This is a genomic window from Solibacillus sp. FSL R7-0668, assembly GCF_038006205.1.
Classification (GTDB): Bacteria; Bacillota; Bacilli; order Bacillales_A; family Planococcaceae; genus Solibacillus.
Window position 1 is genome coordinate 1,103,013 of the sequence record NZ_JBBOUU010000001.1, and the last position, 24,869, is coordinate 1,127,881.

Here is a 24,869-nt window from a genome sequence, read left to right on the forward strand (position 1 = left end):
TAGAATCGTATATGGGGGCGTGTCGGTTGATTTTAGTTGTTGGTGGTGCGGGTTATATTGGGAGTCAGGTTGTAAAGCTATTAGTAAATACAGAGCAGGTTATTGTATACGATAATTTATCGACAGGGCATCGTGAGGCTGTAGCTGAACATGCCATTTTTGTCCAAGGGGATATCAGGGATGAGGTGAAGTTAACACAATTATTTTCACTTTTTCCAATTGATGCTGTTTTCCATTTTGCTTCGGCTTGTTCAGCAGAGGAGTCCGTCCCAAATCCTGCGCATTATTATGAAAATAATGTAGGGGCTACACTGCATTTACTCAAGGTGATGCGTGCCTATAAAGTGAATAAAATGATTTATTCTTCTACGGCTGCAATCTATCAGCCGATTGCACAAGGGCTGCTTCATGAAGAAAGCACCATTAGTCCAGTCAATCCGTATGGACGCTCTATGCGAATGGTGGAGCAAATTTTAGAAGATTATGCGGCAGCTTATGATTTTCAGTGTACGGTTTTACGCTATTTTAATGTTGCAGGAGTGGATGCCTTTGCGCAAAATGGAGATAGTCATGCACCTGAAACGCATTTAATCCCTCTTGTTTTGAGGCATTTATCTGGTGAGACAGAGACGGTCCAAATTTATGGCGATGATTATGACACAGCAGATGGCACCTATATTCGAGACTATCTCTGTGTTGCAGATTTGGCCAAAGCACATATTTTAGCGTTTGAAGCTTTAATGATGGAGCAAAAGCCTTTTACGATTTATAATGTAGGCAATGAGCGCGGCTATTCTGTAAAAGAAATTATTCAACTATGTGAACAGGTGACGCAAAAAAAGGCGACGATTGAAATAGCCAAAAGACGTAATGGTGAACCAGCGCAACTTATAGCATCGGCGAAAAAAATAAGACAAGCACTAGGTTGGGAAGCCGAGAAGGATCTACACATAATGGTTGAACATGCCTGGAATTGGCATCTGCTTCAGAAATATTGACTGGAATAGGGTGTTTTGGAGGTAGCGTAAATAAATTTTAAAAACCCCAAATACCTACGTAAACTGCTGCATGCGTATAAAATGTAGTAGTTTTTATTTTGTCAAAGCAGCTTAAGTGCTTATTCAATAATTGCTTGCATATCCGAAACAGTGGTAAAATGGAATAATGGACTAGAAGAAAGTGTGGTTTTAAAAAATGAAAGTTTTATTTATTGGGGATATTGTCGGTTCGATTGGACGCGATGCCGTTGCAACCTATTTACCTCGTTTAAAAAAGAAATACAATTTAGATGTAGTCATTGCCAATGGTGAAAATGCAGCAGCTGGACGCGGTATTACACGTAGCATTTACAATGATTTATTACAAATGGGTGTGGATGTTATCACAATGGGCAACCATACGTGGGATAACAAGGATATTTTTGATTTTATCGATGACGCGGATTATTTAGTGCGTCCAGCCAATTTTTCAAAGGATGCGCCTGGTCGTGGTGTGACACAGGTGACGAAAAATGGTGTGACAATTTCAGTCATTAATCTACATGGACGTGTATTTTTACCACCACATGACGATCCATTTGAGATGGGCTTAGCGCTTGTCGAAGAAGCACGTAAAACGTCACCACTTGTATTCGTCGATTTTCACGCAGAAGCGACAAGTGAGAAAATCGCGTTAAGCTGGCATTTAGAGGGGAAAGCGTCGGTTGTTGTCGGTACCCATACACATGTGCAAACAGCAGATAACCGTATTTACCCAGGTGGTACAGCGTATATTACCGATGTGGGCATGACGGGTCCTTATGATGAAGTTTTAGGCATGGGCAAAGACAATGTCATTTATAAATTTTTAACGAATATGCCGGCGCGCTATGAAGTGCCAAAAAAGGGACGTGAAGTGTTAAGTGCCTTCTTCGTTGAAATTGATGACAAAACAGGGAAAGCTCTACGTCAAGAACGCGTTTTAATTAATGAAGACAATCCGTTTCAGGCATAAGATGATTTAACGAAACACCTATTATTGGATAGAAGGGGGCATTACCTTTTCACATCCAATGATAGGTGTTTTTATTGTCAATACAAGCAGCGTACCTCCACTATACCCTTTGTACGTGGCTATGCACGAATCAATATATAGCACTGACACCCTCTATATGCTCAATAAAAATAGTAGGCATAATATTAGGCTTAAAAAGAATAAGTAATACTAGAGGTGGGAATTATGATTGATATGCATAGCCATGTATTATGGAACGCAGATGATGGGCCAAGGTCTATGGGAGAAGCTATGAAGTTAATGGAACAGGCGGTGAAAGAGGGGATTTCGGCACTCATTGCGACATCACATAGCAATCACCCACACTATGATGTGGGCTATCAGGTCGTATTGAATCAAATTGATAGGTTGCAAAACGAACTCCTAAATAATGAGATACCACTCACAGTTTATACCGGTCATGAAGTCCGGTTATCCGAAAAATTGATACCACTCTATCTAGCAAATCAAATTCATACATTGGCAAACTCACAATATTTACTAGTAGAATTACCTTCCTATACGATTCCGAATTATATAGATTACATTATTCACGCACTATTAATGGAGGGCATTACGCCTATTATTGCACATCCTGAGCGCAATAAAGCCATTGCCGAAAACCCCAATCGATTAGTGCAGCTTATTCAGCAAGGGGCTTTGTCACAAATTACGGCGGGCAGTCTAACCGGCCATTTTGGTCGTGCAGTGCAAAAATTTTCGTTGGATTTAGTGAGGGCGAATCTCGTACATGTGTACGGATCAGATGCTCATAATTTAACAACGCGCCCATTTTTATTTGATCAGGGGCTTTGTTATTTAGAAAAAAGAAAAGAGTTAGAGGCAGTAGATATTTTTCTTGAAAATAATGCGCGAATTTTGCAAAATCAGCCCTTCATCATAAAAGAGCCCGAAGAAATAGCTACAGCGAAGTGGTGGAAAATCTATTAACAGGCTATTGTAGGTTTTACTACTCCATCAATAGCTAATGCACGTAACAAATAAGAGAGGGACGACAGGGATGAAAAAGTGGAAGTGGACATTGGGCGTTGCTTTTGTACTAAGTATAGCGAGCCTTATTATCGTGATAAATGTTTATGGCGATATTAAAAGTACAGCAAATGAAATGTATACCCCTATAAATGATAAAGTATCCGAAATTCGGCAACAACCAGTGGATATTACACAGGACAAAGAGCCATTTTCTGTGCTTATTTTAGGCGTAGATGAACGCGCTACAGATAAAGGACGCTCTGATACGATGATTGTATTAACGGTTAATCCAACACTTCAAACAACGAAAATGCTCAGTATACCGCGTGATACGTATACTGAGATTATGGGGATGGACTTCAAAGACAAAATAAATCACGCATATGCATTTGGTGGCGTCGAAATGTCGATGAAAACCGTAGAAAATTTATTGTCCATCCCGATTGATTATGTTGCAAAGGTCAATATGGAAAGCTTTGTAGATATTGTCGACATCGTAGGAGGGATTACTGTTGATAACACACTCGATTTTCAATTTGATGGGGAGCATTATCCAACGGGGGAATTGGAATTAGATGGCGAAAAGGCACTAAAATATGTGCGTATGCGTTATGAGGACCCTTTAGGTGATTTTGGTCGACAAAACCGACAAAAGCAAGTCATTCAAGGCGTTTTAAAGGAAAGTATGTCACTGAATACCGTATGGAATTATAAATCTATTTTTAAGACCTTGGAAGATAATGTTCAAATCAATATTACTTTAGATGACATCTTAAGCATACGTAAAAACTATGGTGATAGTTTTAAAATAATTGAGCAGCTATATCTAAATCATGGGGAAGGTACGATGATTAAAGGGATTTATTACTATGTGCCGAACGAAAGTGAATTACAGGCGATTCAAGCTAATCTAAAAAAGCATATGGAAATGTGAGAATGGAATGAGAATAGAACTTTGTCGATTACAAGGTGCTATTCTCCTTTTTTGGCTAAAATGTATAGATTCCCTTTTGCCGGAATAAGCTAATTCTTGTAAACATCCAGGGGAAATAACAGAAAAATGGGCTAGACTTACTTGAAAAAATAGAATCAGAGGAGGAACGACAACGAATATATTGGTAACAGGAGGTGCAGGATACATTGGTACACATACATGTATCGCGCTAATTGAAGCAGGACATACAGTGGTTGTCGCGGATAATCTCTGTAATAGTAAACGAGAGTCTATTGAAAAATTCAAAAAGATTATGAATACACATATTCCTTTTTATGAAATCGATGTTTCGAATAGAAAAGCTGTAGAGACGATTTTCGAAAATCATCAGCTTGATGGCGTCATTCATTTTGCTGGGTTGAAGGCTGTCGGTGAATCCGTAGAAAAACCGTCTTTGTATTATGAAAATAATGTTGTGAGTACACTTGTATTGGTTAACTGTTGTTTAAAGTTTGGAGTCAATCGATTTGTCTTTAGTTCATCGGCTACAGTATACGGAGACAATAAGGTGCCGTTTGTAGAGACAATGGATTTATTACCCACGACGAATCCATATGGTGAAACAAAGGCAATATGTGAACGGATTTTGACGGACATTGCCAAAGCAAATCCATCATTTTCAGTGTCATTACTGCGTTATTTTAATCCAATTGGCGCGCATGAAAGTGGATTGATTGGTGAGGCACCAAATGGCATTCCGAATAATTTAATGCCCTATATCACACAAGTTGCGAAGGGCATGCGAGACTATTTAAGCATCTTCGGCAATGACTATCCAACGATTGATGGCACCGGTGTACGGGATTATATTCATGTAATGGATTTAGCTGAGGGGCATGTTGCTGCTATTCACGCTATGTTACAAGGGGTCCATATTTATAATCTCGGTACTGGACAAGGAACGAGCGTCTTGCAATTAGTAAAGGCATTTGAAGAAGCGAATGGCGTGACAATTCGTTATGAAATAGTAGAGCGTAGGCCGGGAGATCTAGCTTGCTGCTATGCAGATGTAGAAAAAGCAAGACAGGAACTAGGCTGGATAGCAAAGCGCGATGTTGTGACGATGTGTAAAGATGCATGGCGGTTTGAAAAGAATACCCTTCATCAGGGCGTTTAAAGACATTTTTTCAATTCGAGGAATAGAACGCTGTAATAGGCTCATATAATATAAATCACAGTTTATAATACTTTATATTATTATTTTTGGGGGAGGATAGTTTGTGAACTACACAGCAAGGTATACAATATTTTTCATAATAGATTCATTGATTGTATTATCCGCTATTTTTATTAGTTACTTTTTATTGTATCCGACAATTCATATTTATTCTGATTCCTTAATCATCTTGAGTTCATTTACATTATTAATTAGTCATCATGTCATGGCCTATTTTTTCCAGCTTTATAATCGCATTTGGAGTTTAGCTTCAGTGAGGGAATTATTGACGATAGCTTATGCGGTCACGACTTCTGTTGTTGCAGCGAGTATTATGCAACTACTAATAAAAAGCGACATTTATTTTCGTGTAATGGTGATTACGTGGCTCTTGCATATTGTACTGATCGGTGGTTCGCGCTTTTTACTTAGAATTTTACATGAACGTACTTCTGTTACGCCCCATGACCATTTAAAGCGTGTACTGATTATCGGCGCGGGGGAGGCAGGAACTATGCTTATTCGTAGTATTAAGAAAAATCCATCTGAATATCAAGTGGTAGCCGTTGTCGATGATGATCGAAACAAAAAACATTTAAAAATAATGGATGTCAATGTGTATGGAACGACAAAAGAGATTCCACGCATTGTACAGGAGAAAAAAATTGATGAAATTATTTTAGCCATCCCTTCTTTAAGTAAAAAAGAAATTCGAGAGGTTTATTCCCGTTGTATAGAGACGAAGGCAACGATAAAAATTATGCCAAAAATTGAGGATGTCATGACAGGTAAAGTTTCGGTGAATGATATGCAAGATATCAAAATCGAAGACCTGCTCGGACGTGAAGAAATCAAACTTGATATGTTGGCACTCTCCAATAATCTTACAAATAAAATAATCCTCGTAACAGGTGCTGGCGGTTCTATAGGCTCTGAAATTTGCCGTCAAGTAGCACATTTCCAACCACAAAAACTAATCTTACTTGGTCACGGAGAAAATTCCATTTACACAATCCATATGGAATTATCAGAAAAAATAGACTTCAAAGGGATAGAATTCATTCCAATTATTGCGGATGTACAAGATAGAGATCGAATTTTTGAAGTGGTCGGACAGATTCAGCCAGATGTCATTTACCATGCAGCTGCTCATAAGCATGTACCGATGATGGAGTGTAACCCACGTGAAGCGGTAAAAAATAATATCTTTGGGACAAAAAATGTAGCGGAAGCCGCACATACATTTGGTGTATCCAATTTTGTCATGATTTCAACTGATAAAGCAGTGAATCCGCCAAACATTATGGGTGCAACAAAGCGAATTGCTGAAATGATTATTCAAAATTTAGCAACCTATAGCGAAACAAATTTTGCTGCAGTTCGTTTTGGGAATGTACTTGGCTCACGTGGAAGTGTCATCCCGAGATTTAAGGCTCAAATTGCTTCAGGTGGACCCGTCACCGTCACACATCCGGAAATGACTCGTTATTTTATGACGATTCCAGAAGCATCTCGGCTCGTGTTGCAGGCCGGGGCACTTGCACGGGGGGGCGAGGTATTTGTGCTTGATATGGGGGAGCCATTGAAAATTGTAGATTTAGCGAAAAATCTCATCCGCTTATCGGGATTTACTGAAGATGAAATTGGTATTGAATTTTCAGGTATTCGCCCAGGCGAAAAGATGTATGAGGAATTACTAAATGCAGCGGAGATTCAAGAAGAGCATGTCTATCCTAAAATTCACGTTGGTAAAGCAAATTATATGGATGAGTATTTACTAATATCCATACTAAGTGAATTTGAAGAGTGCAATATAGAGGAATTAAAACAAATGCTAATCGATATCGCGAATGGTAGATGGACATTAAAAAAGGACGAAATCAAATTACTTGATAAGGCATTATGATTTTCCTTTTAATTTCCAAATAATAAATTGATAAATGGAATTAAGGAGCTGTAATTCCCTTGTATAAGAGTATAAAAAGACTAATCGATATCATAATTTCTTTCATTGCATTAATTCTATTATCACCATTATTTTTACTATTGATTATTATCATAAAATTAGATTCGAAAGGTCCTATATTATTTAAGCAAAAAAGAATCGGTATTCATAAAAGTCATTTTACAATTTTAAAATTCCGAACAATGAGAATTGATACTCCAAAGAATACACCAACCCATTTATTAAAAGACCCTGAACAGTACTTAACTAAAATAGGGGGATTCTTAAGGAAAACAAGTCTAGATGAATTACCTCAAATTTGGAATATATTTGTTGGGCAAATAAGTCTGATTGGACCAAGACCAGCACTTTGGAATCAGTACGATTTAATTACAGAACGTGACAAGTACGGTGCCAATGATGTCCTGCCAGGGCTAACAGGGTGGGCTCAAATTAACGGCCGAGATGAGCTGACGATTGAAGAAAAGGCTAGACTTGATGGCGATTACGTAAAGAAAATCAGTTTTTGGATGGATGTAAAGTGTTTCTTTGGAACGATTATTATCATTTTTACTAAAGCTGGAGTCGTTGAAGGAGGCACTGGAGCGATTAACTCAAAAGAAAGTTAAACAATAGTTGAGCAATTAGTGGAGGTTATTTTTAATATGAAACTACTCGTTATTTGCCAGTATTACAATCCAGAACCTTTTCGTATATCAGATATTTGTGAAGCATTAGTAGAAAAAGGTCATCATGTGACAGTTTTAACAGGCCTCCCCAATTATCCAGAGGGGAAAGTACTGGATAATTATCGTTATGGAAAAAATAGAAAAGAAGTAATTAATGGTGTAAATGTAATACGCAGTTTTGAAATTGGGCGAGGGAACAGTAAAGTAACCCTCTTATTAAATTATATTAGCTTTGCATTATCAGCATCATTAAAGGCACTATTCATGAGGGAAAAGTTTGATGCAGTATTTGTAAATCAACTTTCACCAGTATTTATGGGAGTTCCTGCAATAGTCTATAAAAAGAAGCATAAGAAAAAGATGTTGCTGTATTGCCTCGACATTTGGCCAGCTAGTTTAACTGCAGGTGGTATAAAGGAAGGTTCGCTGATTTATAAATTTTTTCATCATCTATCAAGGTGGATTTATACCTCGGCAGATAATGTAGCCGTTAGCTCGGGGATGTTTATAGACTATCTTGGTGAAACGATCGGGGTGAAAACGGAGTCGATTCTTCACCTACCGCAATATGCAGAACAACTATTCACTGAAAAAGTGGAGGTAGACAGACGCGAGCATTTTAATTTTGTATTTGCTGGAAATATAGGAGAAATGCAAAGTGTTCAAACGATTGTACATGCAGCTTATGAATTGCGGAATCATACGAATATTAAATTTCACATAGTAGGAGATGGCTCTAAATTAGCTGAAAATAAACTTCTGAGTAAAAATTTAGGGCTTCAAAATATTACTTTTCATGGCAGAAAACCATTGAGTGAGATGCCGAAATATTATAGCTTGGCAGATGCGATGTTAATTACATTAAAAAATGATTCTACCATTTCATCAACATTACCTGGTAAAGTCCAGTCTTATATGGCAGCTGGAAAACCAATCATTGGCGCAATTAATGGTGAAGTAAATCAAATAATTAAAGAAGCACAATGTGGCTTGTGCTGTGAGGCAGAAAATGATAGCGAGTTGGCAAATCTAATCGTGCAATTTTGTGAAAGTAGTGAAAAGGATCAAATGGCGTTCAATTCATATGACTTCTATTGTAAAAATTATAGTAAAGAGCGATTTTTAAATGTGCTAGAAGATACTCTTATTAAAATGGAGGCCTAAAATGTTTCAAAATAAAACATTAATGATTACAGGTGGCACAGGTTCTTTTGGAAATGCCGTGATGGAAAGATTTCTAGATACAGACATTAAAGAAATTCGTATTTTTTCCCGCGATGAAAAGAAACAAGATGATATGCGAAAAAAATATAATAACGATAAACTAAAATTTTATCTTGGTGATGTGCGCAATATAGATAGTTTAAAAAATGCTATGCACAATGTCGATTATGTTTTTCATGCAGCGGCCTTAAAGCAAGTGCCATCATGTGAGTTCTTCCCACTTGAAGCAGTAAAAACAAACATTTTAGGAACTGAAAATGTATTAAATGCTGCAATTGAAAGTGGCGTAAAAAAAGTAATTTGTCTTTCAACCGATAAAGCAGCCTATCCAATCAATGCTATGGGAATTTCAAAGGCGATGATGGAGAAGGTATTTGTTGCAAAATCAAAAACAGTTTCTCCAGAAAAAACACTAATTTGTGGAACAAGATACGGCAATGTAATGGCCTCGCGGGGTTCGGTCATTCCGTTATTTATCGAACAGATAAAAAATGGATTGCCTTTGACAATAACAGACCCTCACATGACAAGATTTCTGATGAGTTTAGAAGAGGCAGTAGAGCTAGTGTTATTTGCTTTTGAACATGGCCAAGCAGGTGATATTATGATCCAAAAATCGCCAGCAAGTACAATTGGCGACCTAGCTCAAGCATTGAAAGAGCTATTTAATGTAGAAAATGAAATAAAAATTATTGGAACACGACATGGCGAAAAACGCTATGAAACGCTACTTACTAAAGAAGAATATGCAGTCGCAGAGAATTTAGCTGGATTTTACAAAGTTCCTGCTGATCAACGAGAACTCAATTACAATAAATATTTTGAAAATGGGGACTTAAAGTTAACAACCGTGAAAGAATACAATTCAGATAATACACAGCAATTAAATATAGAAGAAATCAAAGAAACCCTACTCCAGTTAGAGTACATTCAAGCGGAATTAAAAGAATGGAATAAAAATATTCATATTATGAACTAAAGGTGGAGTGGATAGATGAACATTCTTGTAACAGGTGCAAAAGGATTTATCGGTAAAAATCTAATTGCAGAACTTAAAAACTGCGGCATCAATCAAATCTTTGAATATTCAAGAGATAGCGATCCGAAAATTCTCGAAACCTATGTAGAAGAATGTGACTTTGTATTTCATTTAGCAGGGGTAAACAGACCTCAACATGAACATGAATTTATGGAAGGAAACTATGAATTCACTTTACAGTTAATCGAATTACTAAAGAAGAGCCATAAGACCCCCCCTATTGTAACAACTTCATCTATCCAAGCGGAATTAGATAATCCGTATGGAAACAGTAAAAAGGCAATGGAAGATTTGGTATTTCAATATCAAGAGGAAACAGGGGCAAACGTTTATGTTTATCGACTCCCAAATGTGTTTGGTAAATGGAGTAAGCCCAACTATAACAGTGTAGTTGCCACTTTTTGTTATAACATTGCAAGAGATTTAGATATTCAAGTACACAATCCGGATGCCGAGTTGAATCTCTGTTATATCGATGATGTTTTAGAAGAAATGTTACAAGCATTAGGCGGGGTTCCAACAGTACAAGGGAATTACTGTGTTATACCGACTATGTACACTATTCAACTTGGAGCATTGGCTAATCTAATAATAAGCTTCAAGGATAGTCGAACGAATTTAAGCATTGTGAATATGGATGATCCGCTCACAAAAAAGTTGTATAGTACGTATTTAAGTTTTTTACCGGTAGATCAATTTTCTTATGATTTAAAGATGAATCTTGACAACCGTGGTTCATTTACTGAATTTATTCGAACACCTAATAGAGGTCAAGTTTCAGTTAATGTGTCTAAGCCAGGCGTTACAAAAGGCAATCATTGGCACCATACGAAAAATGAAAAGTTTTTAGTGGTGAGCGGTGAAGGGTTAATACGATTTAGGAAGTTAGATGCTGATGACATTATTGAATACAGAGTGAGTGGAGAAAAGCTGCAGGTCGTTGATATTCCCACTGGCTATACACATTCCATTGTGAATGTAGGAGAAACAGATCTTGTGACAGTAATGTGGGTCAATGAATGCTTCGACCCAGTAAAGCCAGACACGTACTATTTGGAGGTATAAATCTTGAAGAAACTAAAAGTGATGACAGTAGTAGGGACTAGACCAGAAATTATTCGTTTGTCTGCCGTAATCAATAAGTTAGAACAGTCTAATGTAATTGAGCATACACTTGTCCATACCGGGCAAAATTATGATTATGAATTAAATGAAGTGTTCTTTCAAGATTTCGATTTAAAAAAGCCAGATTTTTTCTTAAATGCGGCTACTGGGACTGCAACTGAAACAATAGGCAATATTTTAAGCAAAATAGATCCCGTATTAGAAGAAGTACAGCCAGACGCATTTTTAGTATTAGGTGACACGAATAGCTGTTTATGCGCAATTGCTGCGAAACGAAAGCAAATCCCAATTTTTCATATGGAGGCCGGAAATCGCTGCTTCGATCAGCGTGTACCAGAAGAATCGAATCGCAAAATTGTCGATCATATTTCAGATGTGAACTTAACTTATAGTGATATCGCAAGAGAGTATCTGCTACGGGAAGGTTTCCCAGCGGATCGAATTATTAAAACAGGAAGTCCAATGTTTGAAGTACTTCATTCGAAAAAAGCGGATATTGAAATATCCGATGTCCTCCAAAGACTAGCGCTTGAGGATGGGAAGTATTTTGTTGTTTCTGCACACCGTGAAGAAAATATCAATTCAAATCGAAATTTTCTTCATTTAGTTGAAAGCTTGAATGCTATTGCAGAAAAATACCAACTCCCGGTCATTGTAAGTACACATCCTCGTACACTGAAAATGCTAGAAGCAAAAGGAATCGTATTTAACCCGCTAGTAAAAATCATGAAGCCTTTAGGATTTAACGACTATGTAAAACTGCAGCTAAAATCAAAAGCGGTCCTAAGTGATAGCGGCACAATAAGTGAGGAGTCCTCGATTCTTGGATTCAAAGCCCTTAATATCCGCCAAGCGCATGAACGACCAGAAGCGATGGAAGAGGTCGCGGTGATGATGGTCGGGCTTGAAAAGGAAAGAATATTACAAGGGTTAGATATATTAGAAACACAGGATACAGACACATTAAGACTTGTGGGGGATTATGGGATGCCGAATGTTTCAGATAAAGTGTTACGAATTATTGTGTCGTACACAGATTATGTAAATCGGGTAGTGTGGGGAGTCGTTCAGTGATGAGATTAAAAGGCGAAAAATTAAAGATTTTATTAATATCCCCTCTACCTCCTCCTGCTGGGGGTATTGCCACTTGGACTAAATTATTTATAAACTCTGAAATCGCAAAAGAACATAATGTGGATCTTATAAATAGTGCAATTAAAGGCAAAAGAATAAATAAACTTGAGAAAAAATTTATAGTTGATGAAATCAAGAGAGTTGCATCAATCTATTTAAAAGTAAGAAAGTTTCTTAAGGATGATTATGATATTGTTCATATTAATTGTGCTGGCTCAACTTTAGGAATGATAAGAGATTATGTTTGTGCAAAAAAGGCAAAAAAAACAACAGCAAAAGTTGTGTTTCATTTCCATTGCGATACAAAATTTATGATTAAAGGGAAATTTCCCGAATTTATATTTCGAAAAATTTGTCATAAAGCAGACCAGATTCTTTGTCTAAATCAGAGTTCTCAAGAATATATAAAATATAAGACCACAAAAGAAAGTATAAAAATCCCTAATTTTATAGACTTCGATAATAGAAAATTTATTCGAGAAGAGATTTCAAGTCAAATTACAAACATTATTTTTGTTGGTCATGTTATGAAGTCTAAAGGTTGTGCTGATATTATTTCTATAGCAGAAAAACTACCGGATATAAACTTCAAATTAATTGGTAAAGTAGCAGAGGAATTTAAAATGTTGCCAAAATTGAAGAACATCCAATATTGTGGAGAAATTTCAAAAGAAGAGGTCTTGAATAATATGCAATCAGCGGATCTATTGTTATTTCCAACTTATACAGAGGGTTTTCCCAATGTTGTTCTTGAAGCTATGGCTTGTGGACTCCCAATTATTACAACACCAGTCGGAGCGATTCCCGAAATGTTAGAGGATAAGGGTGGAGTTCTTGTTGATGTTGGAGATATAAATGGCTATATTACTGCAATAAATACTTTACAAGATAAAAAATTAAGAATAAGCATGTCGTTATGGAATCAAGAAAAAGTATTTAAATCATATACTACCAAAATAGCTATGGAAACTATTTTTTCGGAATACGCTAAAATATCAAGAAATCAGATAAATAATTATTATAAAGAACAGCCTATGAACCTTAAAATATAGAAATGATGCAGTAAGAATGGAGTAAATTTATGAAAAAACTATATAATTCAAACAATAAAAATATAATCATTCTAATTGTTGGACTTTCAATATGTTGGCTTATCTATTGTTACATTTTTAAAACCTTTAACTATACTTTTGGAATTGTTTTTTCATTTTTTTATATATTATTCTTTTTTTATCTAAATCCTGAAAAAAAGTATTATGTAATCTTATTTACTTTACCATTTGCTAGTATTTTTAAGATAGGTAGTGGTCTACCGTCATCTATTGTTTTGCTATATATATTATATATTATTCAAGTTCTTCTTCAAAAGAACACAAAAATAAAAACAATCGATTACTTATTTTTTGTATTAATTGCTTTACTTCAATTTATAAGTATGTCCATATATCAAGGCAGTTATTCAAATTTACTTTCTTTTATTCTAAATATTCTTTTTATGAAAGTTTGTATTTATAATTTCATTCAATTAAATAATAAGCAAACAGTTTTATATAACAGTGTTTATATTTATAGTGTTGCAATGTGTTTGACTATTGTGTCAGCTGATATTTTTCCGGAAATACCATATATAGTTATGTGGGAAAAACAAACTTTATTAATGAGTATTAATAGATTTTCTGGGCTCAATGCAGATCCAAATTACTATAGTCAGTTAGTATTAGTGGCAATATGTTTACTTATTGGATCATTGTTGGCGAAACAGAAAAAAACTAGATTGTTGGGACTGCTCTTAGGCGTGTTTTTAATAATAAATGGATTTAGAAGCATTTCAAAAAGCTATGCTCTCTCAATTATTGTTGTAATAGCCACTTCATTTTATTATTTTATTAATTCGATACAAAATAAGTCATATAATGATAGGTTAAAAAAAATACTCTTATCAATTGTTATTGTAAATGTAGGGATGATTTCATTAATATTCGTTATTCAAGAATTTGTTATTCCTATATTTGAGATGAGAACTGAAACGAATGATATTTTGACTGGAAGAGGGGATATTTGGAAGGAATATATCAATTTAATGATATTAAAACCAGAAATTCTATCCATTGGCGTAGGTTTTGCCAATGATGCGAATATTTTAGGTAAAGAATTAGGTGTATATATGGCGCCTCATAATATTTATATAGAATTAATAATTGGATGTGGATTAGTAGGGATTATTCTACTACTTTTACTTTTCAGAGACTTATTCAAACATTTTAAATACACTATAAAATCACCTTATTTTATGTTTTTAGTAATATTTTTATTTACATCTTTTGGGCTATCACTTTCTAGTAATGATGCTTTTTTTATTTTGATACCATTAATAATATTATTAAGAACTGGGGTTAATAGTAATGAAGAAACTAGCGATAATAACACCTACACTAGCTAATGGTGGAGCTGAAAGAATTATTTCAACATTATCACAATCCGAAAAATTAAAAGAAATGTATGATCTAACAATCATTACTTTTGATAATGATGCCAATGATTATAAATTTGATTGTGAAGTTATCGATTTAAAAAAAATTTATTCAAAAGAATTAAATAGTATTAAGCCAATAAAATACCTAAACTATTTTAAAATTATTTATAAAATAAAAAAAGAAATGAATTTTGATATAGTTCTAAGCTTTATGGAAAATATGGGGATCGTTAATGCAGCTACAAAAAGGAATGAAACCACACTTCATGCAGTAAGTAGTTATTTGTCGGGTCAATTTGAATATACAAGCAGTAAAAAAAAGAATATATATACTTTTATATTTAAAATGTTAATAAAAAAGTATTTCAATAAGCTTGATGGAATTTTAACGATTAGTCAAGAATCGTGTCAGGATTTAGTAGAAAACTTTAAAATAAAAGAAAATAAAACAGTCGTTTCCTACAATCCCTATGATATAAAAATGATAAATAAGTTGTCAGGCGAACTAGAAAAGAGAAGTAATGGAAATTGTTTAAGAATTGTTACGATGGGATCTTTAATAGATCTTAAGGCGCAATGGAATTTACTTAGGGCCTTTAAAGAAATAGAGACTAAATTTAAGGATGTAGAATTACTTATTATAGGAAGGGGCGAAAATGAAAATTACTTAAAAGAAATGACGAGTTATTACCATTTAAATCATAAAGTTAAATTTATTGGGTATGTCACTAATCCTTTTGAATATCTGAAAAACTCCGATATTTACGTTTTAACTTCTATTAGAGAAGGCTTACCTAATGCTTTAATTGAAGCTATGGCTTGTGGTTTACCAGTGATAGCTACTGATTGTTCTTCAGGACCTAGGGAAATAATTGCTCCTTCTACTGAATTTAAAATAAAAACTACTAAACTCGAAATAGCTGCGAATGGCATCTTGATTCCGATAAATAATGGAGTTAAGAAAAAAAATAGTGAGCCATTAGATAGGCAAGAAAATATTTTAAAAAATGCCTTGCAAATCTTAATTGAAGATCGGCAATTAAGGGAAAAGTACGCTCTAAAATCTGTTGAAAGAAGTTTAGATTTTGATGTGAAGACAATTATTCCAATTTGGTTAAATGCTTTAAACAAGTTCGATTATAATTCTAACAAATCCTTATAAGTAGAGTAGGGGAGAGTATAACAAATGGAAACGATTTTAGTGAGCGTTCATTGTTTAACGTATAATCATGAAAAATATATAGCAGAGGCTATCGAAAGTTTTTTAATGCAAAAGACTAATTTTAAATTTGAAATATTAATACATGATGATGCCTCTACCGATAGGACAGCAGATATTATTAGAGAATATGAGTTACAATACCCAGATTTAATAAAGCCTATTTATCAAACAGAGAATCAATATTCAAAAGGAGATTCATTTAATAGGGTAAATCTTATTAATTTAAATCGGGCAAAGGGAAAATATGTTGCCGTGTGTGAAGGTGATGACTACTGGATAGATCCGTATAAATTACAAAAGCAAGTGGATTTTATGGGAAAAAATCCAGATTATTGTTTGTGTGTTCATGGTGGTTATATCGTGTCTGCAGCAGAAAAAACCGTACAATTTTCCAATCGACCTTATAAAAAGAATAAAACTTTTACAGTGGAAGAGGTCATTGAGGGGGGTGGTGGATTGTTTTTAACAAATTCTATGCTATTCCTAAAAGAATATGCATTCGACAAACCCACATTTCTACAAAATGCTCCAGTAGGTGATTATCCCTATGCGATTAACCTATCATTGCTAGGCAAAGTGTATTATATAGATGAATTTATGTCAGCTTACCGAGTGGGGCATAGTGGCTCTTGGTCAGCAACGGAATTTAATAATATAGAAAATAAGAAGCGGCATTATATTGAAATTGAAAAAATGCTAGATAGCTTAAATAACTATACGGATTATCGATATACGGATGCTATTACTAGAACAAAATTAAAAACACAATTCTCTTTTTTATTAGAGCAAAGAAATTATTCTGAAGTAAAAAAGGGTATTTACAAAGAATATTATTTAGCACTAAGTGTTAAAAGGAAATTAATTATTTTTATGGATCAATATAGTCCGTTTATTTCTAATACTTTAAGAGGTGTTAAAAGGAGGTTAAATGGGTGGACCTCCATATAACAAAATTCAAAGTATTATCTTCTCTTCTGTGGAAATTAATGGAGAGGGGTGGGGTGCAAGGGATTCAGTTTATAGTAATGATTGTTCTTGCACGAATTCTTTTACCAGAAGATTTTGGATTAATCGTTCTAGTAACGGTTTTTATTAATATGGCTGGAATTATAACACAAGGCGGATTTAATCTAGCTTTAATTCAAAAGAAAAAAGTTGATGAAGCGGATTTTTCATCGGTCTTTTATTTAAACATATTTATTGCATCTATTCTATATATACTACTCTTTTTCATAGCACCATATATAGCCTCCTATTTTGAACAACCTCAATTAAAATCTATTTTAAGAATACTTGCTATAACCTTATTTTTTTATTCTTTTAGTGCTATTCAAAATACTATAATTTCGCGAGAATTTAAATTTAAAAAACTATTTATTAGTACACTGACGGCATCTATTATAGCTGGAATAGTTGGTATAGTAATGGCATATACTAATTATGATATATGGGCTTTAGTAGGTTTTCAATTAACAAATCAATTTCTAGTTTCGATTATATTATGGTTCACAATAAAATGGAGACCAAAACTTCTTTTTTCTTATAAAAGAATTAAGAGTTTATTTTCATTTGGTTGGAAGTTACTAGTTTCTTCTTTGATTGATGCAATGGACATGAATATTAGAAGTTTGTTAATTGGTAAGTTGTTTAATCCAGCAATACTAGGTTTTTATAATAGAGGAGATCAATTTCCTAGCCTTGTTGTAAATAATATAAATGGGGCGATACAAGCAGTCATGTTTCCTACACTATCGACGCTTCAAGATGATAAAAATAGGGTGAAAGAGATGGTTAGGAGAGCCATTGTGACGAGTTCATTTATCATTTTTCCTATGATGGTTGGATTAGCTGTAATTGCAGAACCATTAGTTGAACTATTATTGACGGATAAATGGTTACCTGCAGTGCCGTTCATCCAAATATTTTGTGCCGGCTATGCATTATGGCCAATCCATACAGCCAATTTACAGGCTATCAATGCATTAGGCAGAAGTGATATTTTTCTCAAATTAGAAATAATTAAAAAGGCTTTAGGTATAGTTGTTTTAATTGTGAGTATCCCTTTCGGCGTTTATGCAGTAGCTATTAGTATAGTAGTTGGTGGAGTTATGGCGTCGTTCATTAATGCATTTCCCAATTCGAAATTACTAAATTATAGTATTCGAGAGCAATGGAACGATGTAATCCCTTCTTTGCTTTTATCCATTGTTATGGGCGCTGTTATATATACGTTTCATTGGCTTGAAATGCCAGCCTTGTTAACGATAGTAGTCCAAGTTTTTGCTGGCATCGTTATATATATAGGACTAGCTGCTCTTTTCAGACTCGAGTGCTTTACTTATTTATTTGTAACGCTAAAAGAACTGGTAAGAAAAAGAAGAAGTATGCAGTTAAATGTAGATTAAATCAAAAACGTTACGATGAAGATGATACGTATATTGTTGAATGCGCAAGTGAAAATATACCATTTAATAACTAAGGAGAATAGCATGAAAAATAATTTATATTTGAGAGCTTTTGAATATAGTGATTTAAACTTATTAAATTTAATAAGAAATGATGATATTCTATTCCAATCAACTTTAGGTAATAAATATTATATCTCTTCTGAATACGATAAAAAATGGATAGAAGATAAAATATTTAATAATTCCAATCAGCTTTATCTTGTAATTTGTTGCAAAGGTATTGATGAACCAATTGGATATATATGTGTAACTAATATTGATTATATTAATAGAAAGGCTGAATGGGGTGGCTTCGTCATTTCTAGAGAATTTATTAGTAAAGGCTTAGGGACTGATGCTGGTTATTTACTGCTAGATCATTTATTTGGCGAGCTTGGTATGAATATGGTTTATGCATATGTAAAGGAAGATAATAAAGCATCCTATAGACTATCTGAAAAGTATGGCTTTAAAAAGGATGGCTTAATAAGAGACTTTGTTTTTAAGCAGAATCGCTTTCACAATGCCTATATATTTTCTATGTTGAAATCAGAATATGAAGAATTACAGCTACGGGAGCAAGAGACCTCAATTAGCTAGTCAACTATAAAAGCAAAGGTGATCATATGGACAAACCTATTCAAGTAACAAGCTCCTCAATGCCCACTTTAGATGAGTATATTGAGGAAATTAAGGATTTATGGGAAAGTAAATGGCTTACGAATAATGGGGCTAAGCATGCTAGATTAGAGCGAGAGCTTGCTGACTATTTAAATACGCCAAATATTGCCCTATTTACAAATGGCCATTTAGCTTTGGAATATATAATAGAAGTTTTCCAGCTTAAAGGGGAAGTGATTACCACACCATTTACGTTTGCATCCACTACTCACGCCATTGTAAGAAGTGGCTTAACACCCGTTTTTGCTGATATTAATCCGACTGATTTTACAATGCAAACGGATAGTTTAGAGAGTCTTATTACCGAAAAAACATCTGCTATTTTGCCTGTTCATGTGTACGGAAATATATGTGATGTTAAAGAGATTGAGCGGATCGCAAAGAAATACAAGTTGAAAGTAATCTATGATGCAGCCCATGCCTTTGGTGTCACGGTAAATGGAGAAAGTGTTGCCAACTTTGGCGATGCTTCGATGTTCAGTTTTCATGCTACAAAAGTTTTTAATACAATTGAAGGTGGGGCTCTCGCGTTTAAAGATCCCAACCTAAAACAGGCTATAGAAGCATATAAAAACTTTGGTATCACTGGTCCTGAAACGGTAGAATACATTGGTGGCAATGCTAAAATGAATGAATTTCAGGCAGCTATGGGTCTATGTAATCTTAGAACTGTAGATCAAGAAATTGAGAAAAGAAAATTAGTTTATGAAAGATATCTTGAAAATCTGAGCGAAGTTGAGGGCATTATGTTGCCAAGTATCCCTAAAGATGTCATTAGCAATTTTTCTTACTTCCCAGTCCTTTTTGATAGCGAAAAAATCTCAAGAGACGAGATTCATCAAGAATTAATGAAACACAACATTTATACTAGAAAATATTTTTATCCGTTAACCAATCAATTAGAATGCTACCGATCCAAATTTACCCCAAATCACACTCCAGTCGCACAAAATATTGCACAAAGAATTTTAACACTTCCACTTTATGCCAAACTACAGTTAGATGCTGTAGATAAAATTTGTACCTTAATTAAAACACAATTCAATAGTAGCAAAGCAACCGATCTGAAAGAGAGTATTTCTACATGAAAGTAGCCTTAATGCAACCTTATTTCTTTCCCTATATTGGTTATTTTCAACTAATACATGCGGTAGATGAATTTATTATTTTTGATAATGCTCAGTATATTCGTAGAGGCTGGATCAACCGAAATCGAATATTAAATGCCCAGAAGGAAACCGTTTATATTAATATTCCCGTACACAAAGCTCCAAGAGAAACAAAGATTAAGGATATTGTAATTGCTAATGGCAATTGGAAGGAAACGATATTTCATCAGTTAAATTATTACCGTAAAGCGCCACATTATGATTTTGTAATGGTTTTTTTGGAAGACTGTTTAACTAGTCATAATTCTAACTTAAGTGAATTGAATATAAGTCTAATAAAAAAGGTATGCAATCTACTTGAAATTGATACAAAAATTACGGTTTTATCAAATAAATTCCCAATGCTGAGTGATATAAATGCAGCAGATGAATGGGGAATTGAAGTGTCCAAAGCTTTGAATGCAACAACCTATATTAATGCAATTGGTGGAATGGAATTTTATGATTCGCAGAAATATAAGGCAAATGGTTTAGATATTCAATTTGTTAAAACTGAACTAAAACCGTATCAACAATTTCAGGATGTTTTTGTACCGGGTTTATCGATTATCGATGTGCTGATGTTTAATCAACCAGATGAGATAAGAGAAATGTTAGAGATTCATGAATTAATCAAATAGCACAAAGGGGACTTTATATGAAAGGTATTCTTTTAGCAGGGGGTTCAGGAACTAGACTGTATCCTTTAACTAAATCCATTTCAAAGCAAATGCTACCGATTTATGACAAACCGATGATTTATTATCCGCTATCCGTATTAATGTTAGCGGGTATTAGAGAAGTGTTAATTATTTCTACTCCTCGTGATATTGACGGATTCAAAGAGCTTCTAGGGGATGGTAGTAAGCTAGGTATGAAGTTCGAATATGCTGTTCAGGAAAATCCGAATGGTCTGGCCGAAGCATTTATTATCGGAGAGAGCTTTATAGGTAACTCCACTGTTGCATTAGTTTTAGGAGATAATATATTTTACGGCTCCAACTTATCGATGCTTTTAAAAGAGGCGGCGTCTTTAACGAATGGGAGTATTATTTTAGGCTGCTATGTAAATGATCCTCGCGCTTATGGCGTAGTAGAAGTAGATGAACAGCAAAATGCTATTTCAATAGAAGAAAAGCCTGAAAAACCTAAGTCCTCTTATGCGATTCCGGGTTTATATTTCTTTGATAATAAAGTTGTCCAGTTTGCAAATAGTGTTGAGCCTTCTGCACGAGGTGAGTTAGAAATCACTTCTATATTAGAGAAGTATATGCACCAAGATGAATTGACTGTAAAACTGGCAGGTCGTGGATTAGCTTGGTTGGATACAGGTACGCATGAATCGCTTTTAGAAGCCTCCAATTTTGTTGAGGCTATTCAAAAACGTCAAGGTTTGTATATTGCGAGTATTGAAGAGATTGCCTATCGAAAGGGCTACATTAATAAAAAAGAGCTAATAAAACTCGCTGAACCACTTATGAAAACTGAATATGGCAAATATTTAATGGATCTTGCACAAATTGTCGACGTATCATTTGAATCAGTAATCTAAAAGGTGGATAAGTTATATGAAAAAAGTATTGGTAACTGGTGGAGCTGGATTTATTGGCGGTAATTTTATTCATTATCTAATAAAACAATACCCTCACTACAAAATTTTTAATTTAGATGCACTGACGTATGCAGGCGATTTAACAAAGCATGTTGCAATAGAAACGATGGAAAATTATCATTTTATAAAGGCGGATATTACAAATTATCAGGAAATCACGCAGTTATTTGAAAAAGAGCGATTTGATTTTGTCGTTCATTTTGCTGCAGAAAGTCATGTGGACCGTTCGATTATAGATCCTGGTATTTTTGTTCAAACGAATGTGCTAGGCACACAAGTGTTATTAGAGGCAGCAAGGAAAATGGGGCTTACAAAATTTGTTCATGTATCAACAGATGAAGTATATGGGGAACTGGATTTTGACCCTACAACCTTTTTTACGGAAGAAACCCCATTAAAACCAAATAGCCCTTATAGTGCAAGTAAGGCATCTTCAGATTTATTGGTGCAAGCTTATCACCACACTTATGGATTACCTATGAATATTACGCGCTGTTCGAATAATTATGGTCCATTTCATTTCCCAGAAAAGTTAATTCCTTTAACAATTAGTCGGGTTTTGAATAATGAAAAGGTTCCTGTTTATGGAGATGGCCAAAACATCCGAGACTGGTTACATGTGTTTGATCATTGCACGGCTATTAATCTAGTATTGCACGAAGGTGTCAATGGTGAGGTTTATAATATTGGTGGTCATAATGAGCGCACGAATTTACAAGTGGTGAATACCATTATTCACGCATTAGGTAAGTCTGATAAATTAATTGAGTTTGTAGAGGATCGTTTAGGACATGATAAACGTTATGCAATTGATGCCTCTAAATTAGAGCAATTAGGGTGGAAGCCAAAGTTTACATTCGAAACAGGCATTGACGAAACAATCAAATGGTATGCAGAGAATATAGTTTGGATTGAGCAAATTAATAATAGGGATCTACACATGTCTTGAAAAAATTTTGATTAGATCTTACGTAAGCACTTGTTCAAATAACACATAAAAAACACTTGGCATCTCCGGTACGTTGAACGTATTAAGTTATTGGAGATGCCTATCTTATTTAAGAATAAATTCTAGCAAATTTAGTAGGAGGTCGTTATGGTATTTAATCAAAAAATTCTTATCTCATTAATTGCTTTTTTTACGTTAATTCTAAGTGCCTGTTCAGAGGAAGAAGGACAAGTGGAGTTTGATATTGTCATTGATGACGTATTGATTCAAATGAATGATGGCGTAAACCTAGCTACCCGTGTATATCGCCCAGATGATAATAACCGTTATCCCGTATTGCTAGCTAGAACTACATATTATAGTGGGGCATTTGGCAGTAAAGAAATAGGAGATTACCGAGAACTAGGAATAAGGATGGCTAGAAAAGGATATGTAGTCGCTATACAAGATATAAGAGGCTTATATGGTTCTGAAGGAGAATGGCGATTGTTTAAGGATGATGCATCTGATGGCCATCAAACGGTCATTTGGCTAAACGAACAACCATGGAGCAATGGAAAGGTAGGTGTCTTTGGAACATCTGCTCTTGGTATGACAGCCAATTTATTAGCTACTACGAACCCTCCAGGATTAGAGGCTGCCTTTGTTCAAATGGCACCTTCGCAATTTTTTGAAGAAGTTATTGCAGAGGGGGGAATTTATAGACATGAGCTTGCTACCAGGTGGATGTATTTTATAAACGCTAATTATTCAATAAAAATGCTACATCAAGGAAAAATTGACGAAGATACCTATTCTAAATTATTAAATGCTAATAAGGATTTTCCGGATTTATTTTTTCATACACCGCTTAATAGTTTTCCTTATTTAAGTGATAATCCGTTGTATACTTCGATTTTTGATCATTATATTCAGGATAATTACTATGATTATTATGATATTCCATCGAACTTTTCAAATATTAAAATCCCTATCTATCATCTTGGAGGTTGGTATGACACCTTTTTAGAAGGGACGATGAAAAACTATCAAGGGCTGCAACAAAATGGAGGAGAGGGAGCGAAAGGGAACCAAAAGCTTCTAATGGGACCTTGGACACATCAAGATTTCGGGAAAAATGGTATTAATGCAGATAGTACTTTTTTTTACGGAGATGAAATTTATTTAATAACCGAGATGGAACGCTGGTTTGATTATTGGCTAAAAGATATCGATACAGGTGTTATGGAAGAAGATTCTATAAAGTATTTTACAATGGGTGAGAATAAATGGAGAGAGACGAAGGTATGGCCGGTTGCAGGTGCAAAAGAAGAAAAATGGTATTTTAATAGTGAAAAAAGCAATAGTGCAACGTCGATAAACGATTCGCTATTGTCGAAAGAACAGCCACGTAAAGAAGTAAAAAATCAATATAAATATGACCCTAAAACCCCAATTATTACGATTGGAGGGAGAAATTTATTCGGTGAGTTGGGGCAAGGGCCATTCGATCAACGACCTGCCGAAGTAGATTCATTAACATATACGTCTGAGCCGTTAACGGAATCACTAGAAATAGGAGGCACAGTTAAAGCGACCTTATTTGTTTCTTCAGATGCCATTGATACCGATTATACTGTGAAATTAACTGATGTTTCACCCAATGGTACTTCCTATTTATTAAGTGAAGGGGCATTACGAATGCGATTCCGTGAAGGGCTAGATAGAGAAGTATTTATGGAAGACGGGAAGGTGTATGAGATAGAAATCAATTTACATGATATTAGTCATGTATTTAAAGATGGGCATAGAATTCGAGTTGCTGTAGCAAGTAGCAATTTCCCACGATTTGACCGAAACTCAAATACTGGCAATCCACTTGGCGTGGATTCAGTGGAAGATTTTGTGATTGCTGAAAATGCAGTTCATATAGGTCCAGACCATCTATCACAAATCACGCTACCAGTCATAAAAAATCAAGAATAAAAATTATTTTACTAAACTTGCAATTAGATTTATCTTTTCTCA

The 24,869-nt window shown here is 34.7% G+C and carries 22 protein-coding genes; all 22 read left to right on the forward strand.

Going from position 1 to position 24,869, the window contains the following annotated elements; translation table 11 throughout:
• Window positions 1-26: 26 nt before the first annotated feature.
• The gene (galE, locus tag MKX47_RS05120) at window positions 27-998 is read left to right on the forward strand and encodes a UDP-glucose 4-epimerase GalE (protein WP_340771861.1); all 972 of its coding nucleotides are present in this window, start codon (window positions 27-29) and stop codon (window positions 996-998) included.
• Between the two features lie 196 nt (window positions 999-1,194).
• Window positions 1,195-1,992 (forward strand): TIGR00282 family metallophosphoesterase, encoded by a 798-nt coding sequence (locus tag MKX47_RS05125; protein WP_340771865.1) that lies wholly within the window; start codon window positions 1,195-1,197, stop codon window positions 1,990-1,992.
• Between the two features lie 225 nt (window positions 1,993-2,217).
• Complete coding sequence (locus MKX47_RS05130) at window positions 2,218-2,982, forward strand: tyrosine-protein phosphatase (RefSeq protein WP_340771868.1); 765 nt, start codon at window positions 2,218-2,220, stop codon at window positions 2,980-2,982.
• 70 nt (window positions 2,983-3,052) lie between these two features.
• On the forward strand, window positions 3,053-3,958 hold the full coding sequence (locus MKX47_RS05135) for an LCP family glycopolymer transferase (protein ID WP_340771872.1): 906 nt from the start codon (window positions 3,053-3,055) through the stop codon (window positions 3,956-3,958).
• 178 nt (window positions 3,959-4,136) lie between these two features.
• Entirely contained in the window at window positions 4,137-5,135 is a 999-nt protein-coding gene (gene galE, locus MKX47_RS05140; protein WP_340777721.1) for a UDP-glucose 4-epimerase GalE, read from the forward strand.
• Window positions 5,136-5,238: 103 nt separating this feature from the next.
• Window positions 5,239-7,080: a polysaccharide biosynthesis protein gene (locus MKX47_RS05145; protein ID WP_340771875.1), complete on the forward strand. Its 1,842-nt coding sequence runs from the start codon at window positions 5,239-5,241 to the stop codon at window positions 7,078-7,080.
• A 59-nt stretch (window positions 7,081-7,139) separates the two neighbouring features.
• A complete protein-coding gene (locus tag MKX47_RS05150) occupies window positions 7,140-7,748 on the forward strand; it encodes a sugar transferase (protein ID WP_340771877.1) in 609 nt (202 codons plus the stop codon).
• A gap of 36 nt (window positions 7,749-7,784) precedes the next feature.
• Window positions 7,785-8,972 carry a glycosyltransferase family 4 protein gene (locus tag MKX47_RS05155; protein WP_340771879.1) on the forward strand — a complete coding sequence of 396 codons (1,188 nt, stop codon included), beginning with the start codon at window positions 7,785-7,787 and terminating at the stop codon, window positions 8,970-8,972.
• Between the two features lies 1 nt (window position 8,973).
• Window positions 8,974-10,011, forward strand: a complete 1,038-nt coding sequence (locus MKX47_RS05160) for a polysaccharide biosynthesis protein (protein ID WP_340771881.1) — start codon at window positions 8,974-8,976, stop codon at window positions 10,009-10,011.
• 15 nt (window positions 10,012-10,026) lie between these two features.
• A complete protein-coding gene (locus tag MKX47_RS05165) occupies window positions 10,027-11,136 on the forward strand; it encodes a capsular polysaccharide biosynthesis protein CapF (protein WP_340771884.1) in 1,110 nt (369 codons plus the stop codon).
• A gap of 3 nt (window positions 11,137-11,139) precedes the next feature.
• Window positions 11,140-12,270 carry a non-hydrolyzing UDP-N-acetylglucosamine 2-epimerase gene (gene wecB / locus MKX47_RS05170; RefSeq protein WP_340771886.1) on the forward strand — a complete coding sequence of 377 codons (1,131 nt, stop codon included), beginning with the start codon at window positions 11,140-11,142 and terminating at the stop codon, window positions 12,268-12,270.
• Window positions 12,270-13,382, forward strand: coding sequence for a glycosyltransferase family 4 protein (locus MKX47_RS05175; protein ID WP_340771889.1), 1,113 nt, complete (start codon window positions 12,270-12,272; stop codon window positions 13,380-13,382). Before wecB ends, MKX47_RS05175 begins: the two co-directional genes overlap by 1 nt.
• Before the next feature lie 29 nt (window positions 13,383-13,411).
• Window positions 13,412-14,770: an O-antigen ligase family protein gene (locus tag MKX47_RS05180; protein ID WP_340771891.1), complete on the forward strand. Its 1,359-nt coding sequence runs from the start codon at window positions 13,412-13,414 to the stop codon at window positions 14,768-14,770.
• Window positions 14,733-15,965 (forward strand): glycosyltransferase, encoded by a 1,233-nt coding sequence (locus tag MKX47_RS05185; protein ID WP_340771893.1) that lies wholly within the window; start codon window positions 14,733-14,735, stop codon window positions 15,963-15,965. The genes MKX47_RS05180 and MKX47_RS05185 overlap by 38 nt, the downstream gene beginning before the upstream one ends.
• 24 nt (window positions 15,966-15,989) lie before the next feature.
• Entirely contained in the window at window positions 15,990-16,973 is a 984-nt protein-coding gene (locus tag MKX47_RS05190; RefSeq protein ID WP_340771895.1) for a glycosyltransferase family 2 protein, read from the forward strand.
• Window positions 16,958-18,430, forward strand: a complete 1,473-nt coding sequence (locus MKX47_RS05195) for a lipopolysaccharide biosynthesis protein (protein WP_340771897.1) — start codon at window positions 16,958-16,960, stop codon at window positions 18,428-18,430. Before MKX47_RS05190 ends, MKX47_RS05195 begins: the two co-directional genes overlap by 16 nt.
• Window positions 18,431-18,514: 84 nt before the next feature.
• Window positions 18,515-19,072, forward strand: a complete 558-nt coding sequence (locus MKX47_RS05200) for a GNAT family N-acetyltransferase (protein ID WP_340771898.1) — start codon at window positions 18,515-18,517, stop codon at window positions 19,070-19,072.
• Window positions 19,073-19,098: 26 nt separating this feature from the next.
• On the forward strand, window positions 19,099-20,241 hold the full coding sequence (locus MKX47_RS05205; RefSeq protein ID WP_340771900.1) for a DegT/DnrJ/EryC1/StrS family aminotransferase: 1,143 nt from the start codon (window positions 19,099-19,101) through the stop codon (window positions 20,239-20,241).
• Entirely contained in the window at window positions 20,238-20,942 is a 705-nt protein-coding gene (locus MKX47_RS05210) for a WbqC family protein (RefSeq protein ID WP_340771901.1), read from the forward strand. The genes MKX47_RS05205 and MKX47_RS05210 overlap by 4 nt, the downstream gene beginning before the upstream one ends.
• A 17-nt stretch (window positions 20,943-20,959) precedes the next feature.
• On the forward strand, window positions 20,960-21,853 hold the full coding sequence (rfbA, locus tag MKX47_RS05215; protein ID WP_340771903.1) for a glucose-1-phosphate thymidylyltransferase RfbA: 894 nt from the start codon (window positions 20,960-20,962) through the stop codon (window positions 21,851-21,853).
• A gap of 16 nt (window positions 21,854-21,869) precedes the next feature.
• Window positions 21,870-22,862: a dTDP-glucose 4,6-dehydratase gene (gene rfbB / locus MKX47_RS05220; protein WP_340771905.1), complete on the forward strand. Its 993-nt coding sequence runs from the start codon at window positions 21,870-21,872 to the stop codon at window positions 22,860-22,862.
• Between the two features lie 147 nt (window positions 22,863-23,009).
• A complete protein-coding gene (locus MKX47_RS05225; protein ID WP_340771909.1) occupies window positions 23,010-24,827 on the forward strand; it encodes a CocE/NonD family hydrolase in 1,818 nt (605 codons plus the stop codon).
• Window positions 24,828-24,869 lie beyond the last annotated feature (42 nt).